The following is a 14,296-nucleotide window of genomic DNA, read 5'->3' as shown; positions in this document are numbered from 1 at the left end:
GTACTTACGCTGCAGTTTTTGGCTGTTTTTTTGCACATTTTTTATATCCAACATAAATGCCACCAACTAAGCAAAGCAAAATTAAAAGGTTTGCAATTAACGCAATGGCACCTCCAACTTGAACAACTTTAGGTTCAAATTTAAAAATTATGGTATGCTTACCTTCAGGTACTTGAAGCGCACGTAAGGTATAATCTGCCTCGAAATGCTCTGCTAAATTCCCATCAATATATGCGTTCCATCCGTTTGGATAATATATTTCTGAAAAAACAGCTACCGTTGGTTTAGAATTGTACGAATGATAAACTAATTCATTCGGTTGGTATGAAACCAAATTGATGTACGAATCGGCATCAACCGTATATAAATTAGCTAATTTTTTTGTTATTTCCGGAAACTTAGCTTCGTTAACAATAGCTACCGATTTGGTATCGGTTTTATCTAAAGCTTTCATTTCGGCATCGGCCGAATTTACTTTTTGTACAGCTTTTACAAACCAAGCATTTCCGTTTGCATTTTCATTCAACAAAGGGACAACACCTTCTTCGCTTGGTTGTAAAATGTATTTTACATTCAGCATATTCAGCACTTCAAAATTTTGTTTTGAAATTTGATAATCAAACAGCTGTTGCAATTTTAAAGGTTTTGCTGCGTGATAACCGCCCAATGAATGATGAAAATATGAAGTTCGCGCGCTGTTTAATCCGCCTTGCAAATCGTAAACGCGAAATTGCGTGGTATCTTTTAATATAAATAAATCGGCTTCGGTTGGAGCAAATGGTTCGTTAACCTGACGAGCAGAAACAAAGGCATTGTTGTTTACATAATTTCTGTCTACCAAAACCAAATCAAAAACCATTACAAAACCAATAAGCAAAACCGAAACGGTTGAATTAAGCATTTGTTTGCTAAAAGCGAACAACACAGCTAATACAATTGCAATAATTGCAAAGCTACGCACGGTATCTGCTAAGTAAAAAGATTTTCTGTCTTCTATTAAGGCTTCTACAAAATGTGGTCCGTATTCGCCGTAAGCTTGAATAAAATAACCATCTGACAAGCCGTTAAAATCAAAAATTACGTAACCTAATAAAATTACAGCTAAAATAACTCCTGAAACAAAAACCGTGTTTTTTAAAGCATCAATTCTAACTTTTTTATCGGTTGTTTTATAAAACGCTTGCAATCCTAAAATGGCTAATACCGGGAAACATAACTCGAGAATAACTTGAATAGAAGAAACTGCACGGAACTTGTCGTACATCGGTACATAATCAATAAAAAAGCTAGTTAAAAAATCAAAGTTTTTACCCCAAGATAATAATAACGAAACTAAAGCACCGGTGGCAAAAACATATTTAATACGACGTTTTTCTATAAACATGCATAAAATAGCCAAACAAAAAACGGCTGCACCAACATAGGCAGGCGCTGCAACAATGGGCTGATCACCCCAATACGTAGGTGCATGAGCGGTTATTTCTTGTGCTTGATAAGAATTTGCTCCTATTGATGTTAAAAAGTTGAATAAGGATGAGGATGTACCAACATCTTCGTTATTAGAACCACCAAATAAACGTGGAGCTAATAAATTTAAACTTTCAGGAATTCCGTAGCTGTATTCGGTAATGTACTCATAGCTCATTCCGTTTGATGAAACTTTTGGTGAGCCGTCTGGTTCAAAACTTAAATTAGATGTGCTACGTGTAGAAACTTTAGCATATTCGGATGTAGCCAATAAATTACTTGCATTAGAACCAAGCGCTAACAAACCTGCAACAAAAAACACTAAAACCGAGGTATAAATGGCCTTATAATCTTTCGCTTTAATAAAAGAAACGAGGTAAAAAATACCCATTACCAATAAAAAGATTAAAAGATAATACGTCATTTGAAAGTGATTCGCATTAATCTCTAAAGCTGCAGCAACGGTTGTTAGTAATCCACCTGCAATATATTTTTTTCTGAAAACCAATAAAACCCCTGCAATTACAACAGGCATATAAGCTATAGCATGTGCTTTTGCATTATGTCCAACGCCTAAAATAATTATTAAATAGGTAGAAAAACCGAAAGCTAATGCGCCAATAAAAGCCTTTAAAAAATCAACTTTTAAAACGCGTAATAAAATAAAGAAACCAACAAAGTACAGAAATAAATAATCTGCCGGACGAGGTAAAAAACGCAATGTTTCGTCTAAAACCTTAATGTAATTATTTGGGTACTTTGCTCCTAATTGATAGGTTGGCATCCCACCAAAGGCACCGTTTGTCCAATATGGTTCTTCGCCGTGAGCGGCTCTAAAATCATTTTGCTCTTTTGCCATCCCGATATATTGTGTAATATCAGATTGTTGTATTTGTTTGCCTTGTAAAACAGGGCTAAAATACAGCAATGAAATTAGTACAAAGCCAAGAATAACATACAAATAAGGTAAATAGCTTTTAATTTTATGCATGGTTTTTTTGTTTCTAAATTTTAATGGAGCTAATTTAATAAATAATAGTACGTTGCTGAAACATGTACTAAAAATAAAAGCTCGAAAATCGAGCTTTATTTATTTTGAAGGGGCAAAAAATTTATTTTTTATCAGTTCGTACACAATCGGTAAAACCGACAGAACAATAATTGCTAAAACTACTTTAGAAAAATTGGCACGAATAATCTCAATATTTCCTAAAAAATATCCGGCCAATGTAATACCGAATACCCAAATAAAGGCACCAAGTAAGTTAAAGGTTGTAAAAGTACTGTATTTCATACTACCAATTCCGGCAACAAAAGGGGCTAACGTTCTTACAATAGGTACAAACCGAGCAATAACAATAGTTTTTGTACCGTATTTTTCGTAAAAATCGTGCGTTTTATCAATTTGTTCTTGTTTAATAACTTGGTAGCCAAATAATTTAACACGCGTAGCTTTGTAACCAAACTTATTACCTATAAAGTAATTAAGCGAATCGCCTAAAAAAGCTGCGGCAAACAAAATTACCATTAAAAGCAGTACGTTAATTTCATTAGGTTGTGCCGCTAACATGCCGGCAGCAAACAACAACGAATCGCCAGGTAAAAAAGGCATTACAACCACCCCGGTTTCAGTAAAAATAATTAAAAACAAAATGGCGTATAACCAAACCCCATAATCGTTAACAAAATCAACCAAATGCAAATCAATATGCATTATAAAATCGTACAAGCTTACAAGTAAATCCATCAAGAAGTTTAAAAAGGTAATAATTACAAAACTATTAAAACGCTTTTTAGTATACTAATTAAAAATAAACAAAAAAAATCGGACGAAATCGCCCGATTTTTTTTAGCTTTGAAATTATTTTATCTCCTCAAAATCAATATATTCCCCAATCTTTTTTTTCTCTCTCAAATCATTAATGTTAATTTCTGATTTAGATTGAGCTGTTTTATGGTTTGATTCTGTAGATCCTGAGTATTGATTTTGTTGTTCGTAAAATTGTCTTGACTTTTCGTTGAAACTTTTTTCGGCTTTCTGAACGGCAACCTTAAATAAAATAGGAGCAAACAATCGAAACAAAAACTTTAACGCGTAATAAATTAATACGATCCAAAGTATTGTACTTAAAAAGCCAGTAAATGATGCTGTATTCATAATTATTTGTTTTTGCTTATCAAATTTACAAAATTGACCTGATTTTTTAAATATAAATTTCTTAAAATAATAATAAAAACAGCCGCTTTTAGTTTATTTATAGCAACATGGCGCTTAAAAACAGAACATGAAATTAAAAATTCTTATTTGTAACCTTATTTTATGTGTTACTTGTAATGCCCAAATTACCAATACTATAAACTCAAACCGACCAGGAAAATCGTTCGGCGCTTATGCTGTGGGTAAAAAAGTAATTCAGCTAGAAACGGGGCTTTACAATGAGAATAAAAAACATGTTTTAATGCAAAACAAAGCCCTAGGTTTTGGTGCAGAAATAGATGTACGATACGGTGCTTTTTTTGAACAATTAGAATTTATTGGCGAAATAGATTATAAAACCGATCGGTTTGAAAGCCCGTACGGAGCCCAAAACCGAAGCGGATTAAACCATTTTAGATTAGGTGCTAAATATTTGGTTTACGACCCATGGAAAAATTACGAACCCGAGGTAAACTTATACAGTTGGAAAGCTAGAAATAAATTTAAACTTCGTTATTTAATTCCCGCTGTGGCGGTTTATGCCGGAGCAAATTTTAAACTAGGCAACAACCCGTTTACCTTTCCTACGGATGCGAGCATTAGTCCAAAAGTTATGGTTTTGCTGCAACAAACCTTATCGCCAAAATGGTCTGTAGTAACCAACATTATTGCAGATAAAATAACTACCGATTACCCAACCTACGGATATATTTTAACGGTAACTCATGGAATTAATTATAAATGGTCTATTTTTGCAGAAGATCAAGGTTTTAAAAGCGATTATTACGCTGACAATATTTTTAGAGCAGGTGCTGCCTATTTAATTAACGATAATTTACAAGTTGATGCCTCGTTTGGCTTTAACTTTAAAGATACGCCAAAAGTAAACATGTTTGGCATTGGCCTTTCTTGGCGCAATACAAACAAGCACACACCGCATAGAATATATAAAAAAGCAAAAGCACCAGTTGTTGAAGATACAGAAGTTGTGGTTGAGCAAGAACCACAAGAACCGTTCGAAACAGAATTCTATAACAACGAAGAGCTTAACTTAAACATTGAAATCGAAAACCGCGTAATTGAGGAAGAAGAAGAAGAAATTATTTTAGAGTAATGATACAAGTAAAGCAAGTAAATACAGAAAAGGAAATGAAACAATTTGTTTCCTTTCCTTTTTCATTATATAAAAACAATCCTTATTGGGTACCATCTTTATTAAAAGGTGAATTAAAAAGTTTTAATTTAAACGATCACGTTCAAAAAACAGTTTCAGTTAAATACTATTTAGCGTACAAAAATCAAGAAATTGTTGGTCGTATTGCCGTAATTATAAACTGGAACGAGGTAAACCAACTCCACAAACGTAAAGTTCGCTTTGGTTGGTTTGATTTTATAGACGATATTAACGTGAGTCAAGCCCTGCTTCAAAAAGCCATCGAATTCGCACAAGAAAACGATTTAGAATATATAGAAGGACCTATGGGCTTTAACAACATGGATAAAGCCGGCATGCTAACCAAAGGTTTTGACTATTTACCAACCATGATTGGGCTATATAACTACGAATATTACCCGAAACATATGGAGCAATTGGGTTATAAACCCGAAGCAGAATGGATAGAATACCAAATGACCATGGAAAATGTGGGCAAAGTTTGGAACATGGAAAAATTTGCACCATTAATAGAAAAACGTTACAAGGTAAGAGCATTAAAATTTAACAACACGAAAGAAATTTTACCTTATGTAGACGAAATGTTTGCCGTACTAAACCACGCATATTCAGACTTGCAAAGCTATGTACCAATAGAACAATACCAAATAGATCATTACAAAGAAAAATACATCGGCTACATACACCCCGATTTTATCAGCATCATAGTAAACGATCAAAATAAAATCATTGCCTTTGCTATTACCATGCCGTCGTTCTCAAAAGCCTTTAAAAAGGCCAACGGAAGCTTATTTCCGTTCGGGTGGTATCATTTATTAAAAGCTATGAAAAAGAACGACCATGCCGAGTTTTATTTAATCGGAATCGAACCCGAATACCAGTCTAAAGGCATACCCGCTCTTATATTCAGAGATTTTTATAACAATTTTAAAAAACGAGGCATCAAAACCGTTGAAACCAATCCGCTTTTAATAGAAAACAACAAAATACAGCAGCTTTGGCAACAATTTAGTCCAGAATTGCATAAAGAACGTAAAACCTTTCGTAAAAACGTTAAATAGCGTGTTACCCTCGCACACAGAATAACACAAAAATACATAAAGCGGATAGCTCGGGTCGGGCTATCCGCTTTATCTTTTATTCTACTCCGTTACATAAAAGGATATCGCTGCTATCCCTAACGCAAAAGCTACGTAGTTTATATTACTAGTAAGCAATAATAAAACAGAACATTATATAGTAAAAGTAAATTCTTAATTAGAAAAAAAATTGATAAAAACCGTATAAAAAGTTAAATTAAACATCAAAATGAATGTTTAATCAATAAAGCATCAAATGAAGCGCATTACCCTTATTTTTTTATTTGCTAGTTTCCAAATGTTTGCTCAAACACCTAAAATAGGTATTGATGAACAATGCCATGTTGAGAATACCAAAATGTTAATAGAGGTACTAGAAAAGACCATTGGAGAAAAAAAAATCAAAAAAATTATTGATAAAAAAAAGAGTATACTTTATGATTATAAAATAAATAGTATATATCCTGTTTTCAAATTGAATATAAGATTTAATCAAGATAGTAGTGTTGATGAAATGGAATTTGTTAGAAACACAGATAAACAGCTAACAAAAAAACAAATGAAACAGATAATTCGTTATATAAATAAAAACAAAATTCTGTTTAATATCTGTTGGTCAGACTTATTTAAGGTAAATCATGAATTCAGCGAGGAATTCAAAAAGGAATTAACTGCTCTTTTTCTTGAAGATATTGGGAAACATTATACCATGGTTATTTTTTTTCCAGGTAAAATAACGGAGGATTTCTATAACAAATATGTTGAAGATAAATAATTATTATATGCTCTGATAACAATGAACATTAAGTAAATAAAAAAACTCCTCATCATTTCTGATGAGGAGTTTTTCTTTCGGTGGGCGATAAGGGATTCGAACCCCTGACCCCCTCGGTGTAAACGAGGTGCTCTGAACCAGCTGAGCTAATCGCCCGATACAAAAAACCTTAATCTATTTTAAATACATTAAGGTTTTAAAAAAAGGCAGCGACATACTCTCCCACATAAATGCAGTACCATCTGCGCTAACGAGCTTAACTTCTCTGTTCGGGATGGGAAGAGGTGAGCCTCGTTGCAATAACCACCTTAAATCGGTTTGCTATATCTAGCAATATATGGTTGACCCTATTACAATAGTTGTTCTATACAAACTCTTCTACTTTTATTAGAAAGAAGTCCTCCTGCCTACTTAATTTCAGCAGGAGACAAATACATAAGCTTACGGGTTATTAGTACTACTCGACTATGACATTACTGCCTTTACATCTATAGCCTATCAACGTTGTCATCTACAACGACCCTTTAAAGAAATCTAATCTTGTGGTGGGTTTCGCGCTTATATGCTTTCAGCGCTTATCCCTGCCCAACGTAGCTACTCAGCGATGCACCTGGCGGCACAACTGATACACCAGAGGTTAGTCCAATTCGGTCCTCTCGTACTAGAATCAGATCCACGCAAATTTCTAACGCCCACAGTAGATAGAGACCGAACTGTCTCACGACGTTCTGAACCCAGCTCGCGTGCCACTTTAATGGGCGAACAGCCCAACCCTTGGGACCTTCTCCAGCCCCAGGATGTGACGAGCCGACATCGAGGTGCCAAACCCCCCCGTCGATATGAGCTCTTGGGGGAGATCAGCCTGTTATCCCCGGCGTACCTTTTATCCTTTGAGCGATGGCCCTTCCATGCGGAACCACCGGATCACTATGCTCTACTTTCGTACCTGATCGACCTGTATGTCTCTCAGTCAAGCTCCCTTATGCCATTGCACTCTACGCACGGTTACCAAGCGTACTGAGGGAACCTTTAGAAGCCTCCGTTACTCTTTTGGAGGCGACCACCCCAGTCAAACTACCCACCAAGCAATGTCCTCTGCAACGCAGAGTTAGACCTCAGATAAGCAAAGGGTGGTATTTCAACAATGACTCCACAACGCCTAGCGACGCCACTTCATAGTCTCCCACCTATCCTACACATCACTTATCCAAGAACAATACTAAGCTATAGTAAAGGTGCACAGGGTCTTTTCGTCCCACTGCGGGTAAACGGCATCTTCACCGTTACTACAATTTCACCGAGCTCATGGCTGAGACAGTGTCCAGATCGTTACACCATTCGTGCAGGTCGGAACTTACCCGACAAGGAATTTCGCTACCTTAGGACCGTTATAGTTACGGCCGCCGTTTACTGGGGCTTCAATTCAATGCTTCTTCTTGCGAATAACATCTCCTCTTAACCTTCCAGCACCGGGCAGGTGTCAGACCTTATACGTCATCTTACGATTTTGCAAAGCCTTGTGTTTTTGATAAACAGTCGCCTGGACCTTTTCACTGCGGCCAGCATTGCTGCTGGCGACCTTTCTCCCGAAGTTACAGGTCTATTTTGCCTAATTCCTTAGCCATGAATCTCTCGAGCGCCTGAGGATACTCTCCTCGACTACCTGTGTCGGTTTACGGTACGGGTTCTAATAATCTATGTTTAGAGGTTTTTCTTGGAAGCCCTTAGGCACACTATCACGCCATCCGAAGATTTTGTGTACTATCGTATTTCACCAAGACCTGCGCATTTTACTACAAGTCCTATAGTTACGTACTTTAACGAACTATTCCGTCAGTCCGCGGTGCTTTCATCACTCCGTCACCCCATCACAATTATTAGAAGTACGGGAATATTAACCCGTTGGCCATCGACGTCCCCCTTCGGGTGTGCCTTAGGTCCCGACTAACCCTAAGCTGATTAGCATAGCTCAGGAAACCTTAGTCTTACGGCGGGAGGGTTTCTCGCCCTCCTTATCGTTACTTATGCCTACATTTGCTTTTCTAAACAGTCCAGCATACCTCACAGTACACCTTCAACCCAGTTTAGAATGCTCCCCTACCACTTGCGCTTAGCGCAAATCCATAGCTTCGGTAGTATACTTATGCCCGATTATTATCCATGCTCGTTCGCTCGACTAGTGAGCTGTTACGCACTCTTTAAATGAATGGCTGCTTCCAAGCCAACATCCTAGCTGTCTAAGCAAACAAACCGCGTTTTTTCAACTTAGTATACATTTGGGGACCTTAGCTGATGGTCTGGGTTCTTTCCCTCTCGGACATGGACCTTAGCACCCATGCCCTCACTGCTGTAAAACATTTATTAGCATTCGGAGTTTGTCAGGAATTGGTAGGCGGTGAAGCCCCCGCATCCAATCAGTAGCTCTACCTCTAATAAACTAAAACAGCGCTGCACCTAAATGCATTTCGGGGAGTACGAGCTATTTCCGAGTTTGATTGACCTTTCACCCCTACCCACAGATCATCCCAAGACTTTTCAACGTCAACGGGTTCGGTCCTCCATTTAGTGTTACCTAAACTTCAACCTGTCCATGGGTAGATCACACGGTTTCGCGTCTACCACTACTGACTAAAGCGCCCTATTAAGACTCGCTTTCGCTACGGATCCACACCTAAAGTGCTTATCCTTGCCAGCAACGGTAACTCGTAGGCTCATTATGCAAAAGGCACGCCGTCACCCCATAAAAGGGCTCCGACCGCTTGTAAGCGTATGGTTTCAGGATCTATTTCACTCCGTTATTCACGGTTCTTTTCACCTTTCCCTCACGGTACTGGTTCACTATCGGTCTCTCAGGAGTATTTAGCCTTACCGGATGGTCCCGGCAAATTCAATCAGGGTTTCACGTGCCCCGACCTACTCAGGATACCACTATCTATTACATCGCTTACTTATACGAGACTATCACCCTCTTCGGTTAACCTTTCCAGGTTATTCTAATTCGCTTTGCATAAAATATCGTGGTCCTACAACCCCAATATTGCCGTAACAATATTGGTTTGGGCTGTTCCGCGTTCGCTCGCCACTACTTACGGAATCACTCTTGTTTTCTTCTCCTCCGCCTACTTAGATGTTTCAGTTCAGCGGGTTTGCTCATCTTTCGATGTGACTAGTCTTCAACTAGACAGGTTGCCCCATTCGGATATCTACGGATCTATTCGTGTGTGCCAATCCCCGTAGCTTTTCGCAGCTTATCACGTCCTTCATCGCCTCTGAGAGCCTAGGCATCCCCCATACGCCCTTAATTTGCTTATGTATGAGTTTTCTACACAGAACTTGCGTTCTACTGTAAAAAAATTATTTTTTTTTCTTTCTACTTTTTGTTTGTATTTTCTATTGCAATATGTCAATGAACGGTTATTTAGATATTTATCTAAAATCGTGGAGAATATCGGAGTCGAACCGATGGCCTCCTGCGTGCAAGGCAGGCGCTCTAGCCAGCTGAGCTAATCCCCCATTCTTCTATGTGAATGTTGAATCCTTGTTGATAGTATCTCAACACCCAACCCTAGAATTTCCTTTTTTTATCTATAAACAAAATAGTAGTCCCGCCCAGACTCGAACTGGGGACCCCTACATTATCAGTGTAGTACTCTAACCAGCTGAGCTACGAGACTCTGTATTTTACTTATAAATTTTTGAACTAACAGCGAGAGTAATTTCAATATAAAGTTGAACCTATCAATACTTCTCTAGAAAGGAGGTGTTCCAGCCGCACCTTCCGGTACGGCTACCTTGTTACGACTTAGCCCCAGTCACTAGTTTTACCCTAGGCAGCTCCTTGCGGTCACCGACTTCAGGTACCCCCAGCTTCCATGGCTTGACGGGCGGTGTGTACAAGGCCCGGGAACGTATTCACCGGATCATGGCTGATATCCGATTACTAGCGATTCCAGCTTCACGGAGTCGAGTTGCAGACTCCGATCCGAACTGTGACCGGTTTTGTAGATTCGCTCCTACTCGCGTAGTGGCTGCTCACTGTACCGGCCATTGTAGCACGTGTGTGGCCCAGGACGTAAGGGCCGTGATGATTTGACGTCATCCCCACCTTCCTCGCAGTTTACACTGGCAGTCTCGTTAGAGTTCCCGACATCACTCGATGGCAACTAACGACAGGGGTTGCGCTCGTTATAGGACTTAACCTGACACCTCACGGCACGAGCTGACGACAACCATGCAGCACCTTGTAAATTGTCCGAAGAAATATCTGTTTCCAAATACGTCAATCTACATTTAAGCCCTGGTAAGGTTCCTCGCGTATCATCGAATTAAACCACATGCTCCACCGCTTGTGCGGGCCCCCGTCAATTCCTTTGAGTTTCAAACTTGCGTTCGTACTCCCCAGGTGGGATACTTATCACTTTCGCTTAGTCACTCAGTCCGAAAACCGAACAACTAGTATCCATCGTTTACGGCGTGGACTACCAGGGTATCTAATCCTGTTCGCTACCCACGCTTTCGTCCATCAGCGTCAATACTTTGTTAGTAACCTGCCTTCGCAATTGGTATTCCATGTAATATCTATGCATTTCACCGCTACACTACATATTCTAGTTACTTCACAAAAATTCAAGCCCAGCAGTTTCAATGGCAATTTTACAGTTAAGCTGCAAACTTTCACCACTGACTTACTAGGCCGCCTACGGACCCTTTAAACCCAATGATTCCGGATAACGCTCGAATCCTCCGTATTACCGCGGCTGCTGGCACGGAGTTAGCCGATCCTTATTCGTATAGTACCGTCAAGACCCCTCGCAAGGGATGGTTTCTTCCTATACAAAAGCAGTTTACAATCCATAGGACCTTATTCCTGCACGCGGCATGGCTGGTTCAGAGTTGCCTCCATTGACCAATATTCCTCACTGCTGCCTCCCGTAGGAGTCTGGTCCGTGTCTCAGTACCAGTGTGGGGGATCTCCCTCTCAGGACCCCTACCCATCATCGTCTTGGTAAGCCGTTACCTTACCAACTAACTAATGGGACGCATGCCCATCTTATACCGTAATCTTTAGTCTTATATTGATGCCAATCTAAAACACCATAAGGCGTTAATCCAAATTTCTCTGGGCTATTCCTTAGTATAAGGTAGGTTGCATACGCGTTACGCACCCGTGCGCCGGTCTCAAAACAGCAAGCTGCCTCTACCCCTCGACTTGCATGTGTTAGGCCTGCCGCTAGCGTTCATCCTGAGCCAGGATCAAACTCTTCATCGTATATTTTTATTATTGTACGATTGCTAGGTCTTTGTTCTTTAATACGAGATTACTCTCTTATTTTTTTGCTGTCAATTCAATATATCAATGAACGTAATCGTTACTTCTTTTTTAGCGCAACCCGTGTTTTTCACAGTTGCGAGTGCAAAAGTAAAACTTATTTTTAATCTTACAAAACTTTTTTAGAAAAATATTTTTTCCCTTCTTTTTTAACCGGTTTTAGCCGATTTTAAAAGCCTTTTGAAGATTACAATAGGTTTATGAACTTTAGATAAAAAAACAAGGCATATATCCTTGTTTGCGATGGCAAAGATAGTACCTTTTTCTTATCGCAAACAAATAAAAATGCATCTTTTTATAAACTATTTTTTAAAACGTTCATTTTGTGAAGGGTTAACCCGTAAAAAAAAATGCTTTTTTGGTTGGCAGCGCGCGTGAGGGATTGAAGCGGCATCCTTTGAGGGGTAAAAAAATGGGGGACAATTTGTGTTTTGAAGCTAGCTTATGGTAATAAAAAGCGATTGTTTTTGAAATTGACCCGAAAAGATAAAGCGGAAAGCCCGGCCCGAGGATACTTGGGACACGCACAAATGCGATTATTAAGGTTATTATATAACAAAAGGTTCGCGATTGCGAACCTTTTGTTATTTGGTAGATAAATACTCGACTGCTTGATTGAAAACACGATCGATAAATGTTGATGGAGAATAATACATTTGAAACAATTCATCATCAGTTGGTGGGGTAACTTCAATATCAGGTTTAATTCCAATTCCTTCTATTACTTGTCCGGTTGCATCTTTCATGGCCATTAACGGCATATAAAAAGTAAGCCAACCACCAGCCACAGCATCGCGGTACCGCCATTAAAATCGTCGGTAGTACCTAAACCAGCAGTAGCTCCTGCCGAATAATCACCAATACTAACCACTTGGTTACCTTGTGATTTTAACATTAAGGTTGTTATTTCAGACATGCTAGCGCTACCACGATCGGTTAAAATAGCAATTGGAATGTTTGCCGGAATGCCAAATTTGTGCGGGTTGGTTTTTGCTTCTATCCACGGGGTATAATTAAACCTTCCGTTACCTTCTTTAGTTCGTTGATAAGCAAAAACAGTTTCTTTAGTTACAAATCGATCTGAGAAAAAGCGTGCATCTAAAACAGCACCACCTCCGTTAGAACGCAAATCTAAAATCACTTTTTTTATTTCTCCTTTTGCTAGTGGGTTTAAAAATTGCTTATAAAACGCCTGATTGTTTATAACACTTGCCGCAGCTTGCTGAAAACTTGGCAAATTATAACCATATGTAACATGCTGTGACATTTGACCTATAAACCAATCAATATAATAATAGGCATAAAAATCTAAATTAATAACTGAGTTGTATGTTGCCAACTGCGAATAATTGGGTAACGTTGGAATTTTAGCCAAAGCAGCTTGTGCATTTTGAACAAAAGCATCAGAAAGTACCTCGGTATTTTTAAACCCTTGAATCTCTTTATTAAAATTTTCTACCTCAGCAGAACTAAAAAAAGTATTCCACTCATTTAAAACATTCATGGTAAATGCTTTTACTTGCTCTCTAACAGCAGGATCGGCAATATAATTAAGAGATGGATTAGCGTCAATTTTAGCTTCGGTAAGCAATAGTGAATTACCTGCATCAGGATTTAAATATTTATCAAATAATGTAATTTGCATTTTTGAGGATAAGGTAAAATCGCTAAAAGACATATAATAAATGTCTGGATTTGTTTTCACCTCGCCCGCTAATAAAAAGTTTTGTCTTTTTACTGAATTGGTTGCCAAATTATTTTGCATGTAGGCATATTTCTGAGCAAACGGATAATTACGTGCCACATCGGTATTGGTCATACCTCCATAAAAATACTCGGAAGTAATAATATTTTTATTTGTTATTGGAAAATAGATTAGTACGTTAAAATGGCGATCAATAATCGGATCGATTATTTCAGTAAAATATTCTTTAGCTTGTAAATAATCAGCATTTATTTGTCCTTCATCATCGGTTTCGCGGCCCCAAGTTTGTAAAGCTTCGAATTTCGGATGATATTCTTTATATATGTTATCCCAATTGTAACCATCAATTTGTTTTTGTTCACTAAAATAATTGTAGCGCTGATCCATAGTGTGCCAAAAAACCTCGAATAAATTAGCATACGATTTTACATCGCTCGCTGCAAAACGACGAGGATCTGTAATTGAGGTTGAATCGTCATTAGAACAAGAACTTACGGTAGCCATTGATGCAGCTAACGTAGCGCTTAATAGTAGGGATTTTATAAATATTTTTCTCATAATTTATACGCT

At 38.3% G+C, this 14,296-nt stretch carries 8 protein-coding genes, 3 tRNA genes and 3 rRNA genes; 3 read left to right on the top strand and 11 right to left on the bottom strand.

All coding sequences use genetic code 11. From position 1 onward, the window contains the following. Positions 1-4 precede the first annotated feature (4 nt). The 3 genes from K5I29_RS11685 to K5I29_RS11675 all read right to left on the bottom strand — a co-directional run bounded on the left by K5I29_RS11685 (position 5) and on the right by K5I29_RS11675 (position 3,625). A complete protein-coding gene (locus K5I29_RS11685; protein ID WP_264433511.1) occupies positions 5-2,458 on the bottom strand; it encodes a hypothetical protein in 2,454 nt (817 codons plus the stop codon). A 99-nt stretch (positions 2,459-2,557) separates the two neighbouring features. After that, on the bottom strand, positions 2,558-3,214 hold the full coding sequence (locus K5I29_RS11680; protein WP_264433510.1) for a DedA family protein: 657 nt from the start codon (positions 3,212-3,214) through the stop codon (positions 2,558-2,560). Positions 3,215-3,328: 114 nt separating this feature from the next. Beyond that, positions 3,329-3,625, bottom strand: coding sequence for a DUF4834 family protein (locus K5I29_RS11675; RefSeq protein ID WP_264433509.1), 297 nt, complete (start codon positions 3,623-3,625; stop codon positions 3,329-3,331). A 127-nt stretch (positions 3,626-3,752) separates the two neighbouring features. On the opposite strand from K5I29_RS11675, the gene K5I29_RS11670 reads away from it, so the two are divergent. The 3 genes from K5I29_RS11670 (at position 3,753) to K5I29_RS11660 (ending at position 6,692) form a co-directional block, all read left to right on the top strand. After that, the gene (locus tag K5I29_RS11670) at positions 3,753-4,778 is read left to right on the top strand and encodes a transporter (RefSeq protein ID WP_264433508.1); all 1,026 of its coding nucleotides are present in this window, start codon (positions 3,753-3,755) and stop codon (positions 4,776-4,778) included. Next, positions 4,778-5,899 (top strand): GTP cyclohydrolase, encoded by a 1,122-nt coding sequence (locus tag K5I29_RS11665; protein WP_264433507.1) that lies wholly within the window; start codon positions 4,778-4,780, stop codon positions 5,897-5,899. The genes K5I29_RS11670 and K5I29_RS11665 overlap by 1 nt, the downstream gene beginning before the upstream one ends. Before the next feature lie 274 nt (positions 5,900-6,173). Next, positions 6,174-6,692 carry a hypothetical protein gene (locus K5I29_RS11660; RefSeq protein WP_264433506.1) on the top strand — a complete coding sequence of 173 codons (519 nt, stop codon included), beginning with the start codon at positions 6,174-6,176 and terminating at the stop codon, positions 6,690-6,692. Between the two features lie 81 nt (positions 6,693-6,773). Here the strand turns inward: K5I29_RS11660 and K5I29_RS11655 are convergent. The 8 genes from K5I29_RS11655 to K5I29_RS11620 form a co-directional block, all read right to left on the bottom strand. Then, positions 6,774-6,848, bottom strand: a tRNA-Val gene (locus tag K5I29_RS11655). 45 nt (positions 6,849-6,893) lie between these two features. Beyond that, a 5S ribosomal RNA gene (gene rrf, locus K5I29_RS11650) occupies positions 6,894-7,003 on the bottom strand. A 120-nt stretch (positions 7,004-7,123) separates the two neighbouring features. After that, positions 7,124-10,005 (bottom strand): 23S ribosomal RNA (locus K5I29_RS11645). A 126-nt stretch (positions 10,006-10,131) separates the two neighbouring features. Beyond that, positions 10,132-10,205: transfer RNA gene (locus tag K5I29_RS11640), tRNA-Ala, on the bottom strand. A gap of 87 nt (positions 10,206-10,292) precedes the next feature. Then, positions 10,293-10,366 (bottom strand) — tRNA-Ile (locus K5I29_RS11635). A 79-nt stretch (positions 10,367-10,445) separates the two neighbouring features. Then, positions 10,446-11,961: ribosomal RNA gene (locus K5I29_RS11630) — 16S ribosomal RNA — on the bottom strand. The 16S, 23S and 5S rRNA genes sit together here with 3 tRNA genes alongside, the layout of an rRNA operon. Before the next feature lie 644 nt (positions 11,962-12,605). Then, complete coding sequence (locus K5I29_RS11625; protein ID WP_264433505.1) at positions 12,606-12,782, bottom strand: hypothetical protein; 177 nt, start codon at positions 12,780-12,782, stop codon at positions 12,606-12,608. After that, complete coding sequence (locus tag K5I29_RS11620; RefSeq protein ID WP_264433504.1) at positions 12,773-14,284, bottom strand: S41 family peptidase; 1,512 nt, start codon at positions 14,282-14,284, stop codon at positions 12,773-12,775. Before K5I29_RS11620 ends, K5I29_RS11625 begins: the two co-directional genes overlap by 10 nt. Positions 14,285-14,296 lie beyond the last annotated feature (12 nt).

The organism is Flavobacterium agricola (assembly GCF_025919725.1).
Lineage (GTDB): Bacteria > Bacteroidota > Bacteroidia > Flavobacteriales > Flavobacteriaceae > Flavobacterium > Flavobacterium agricola.
This window is presented reverse-complemented; position numbering and strand designations above follow the sequence as displayed.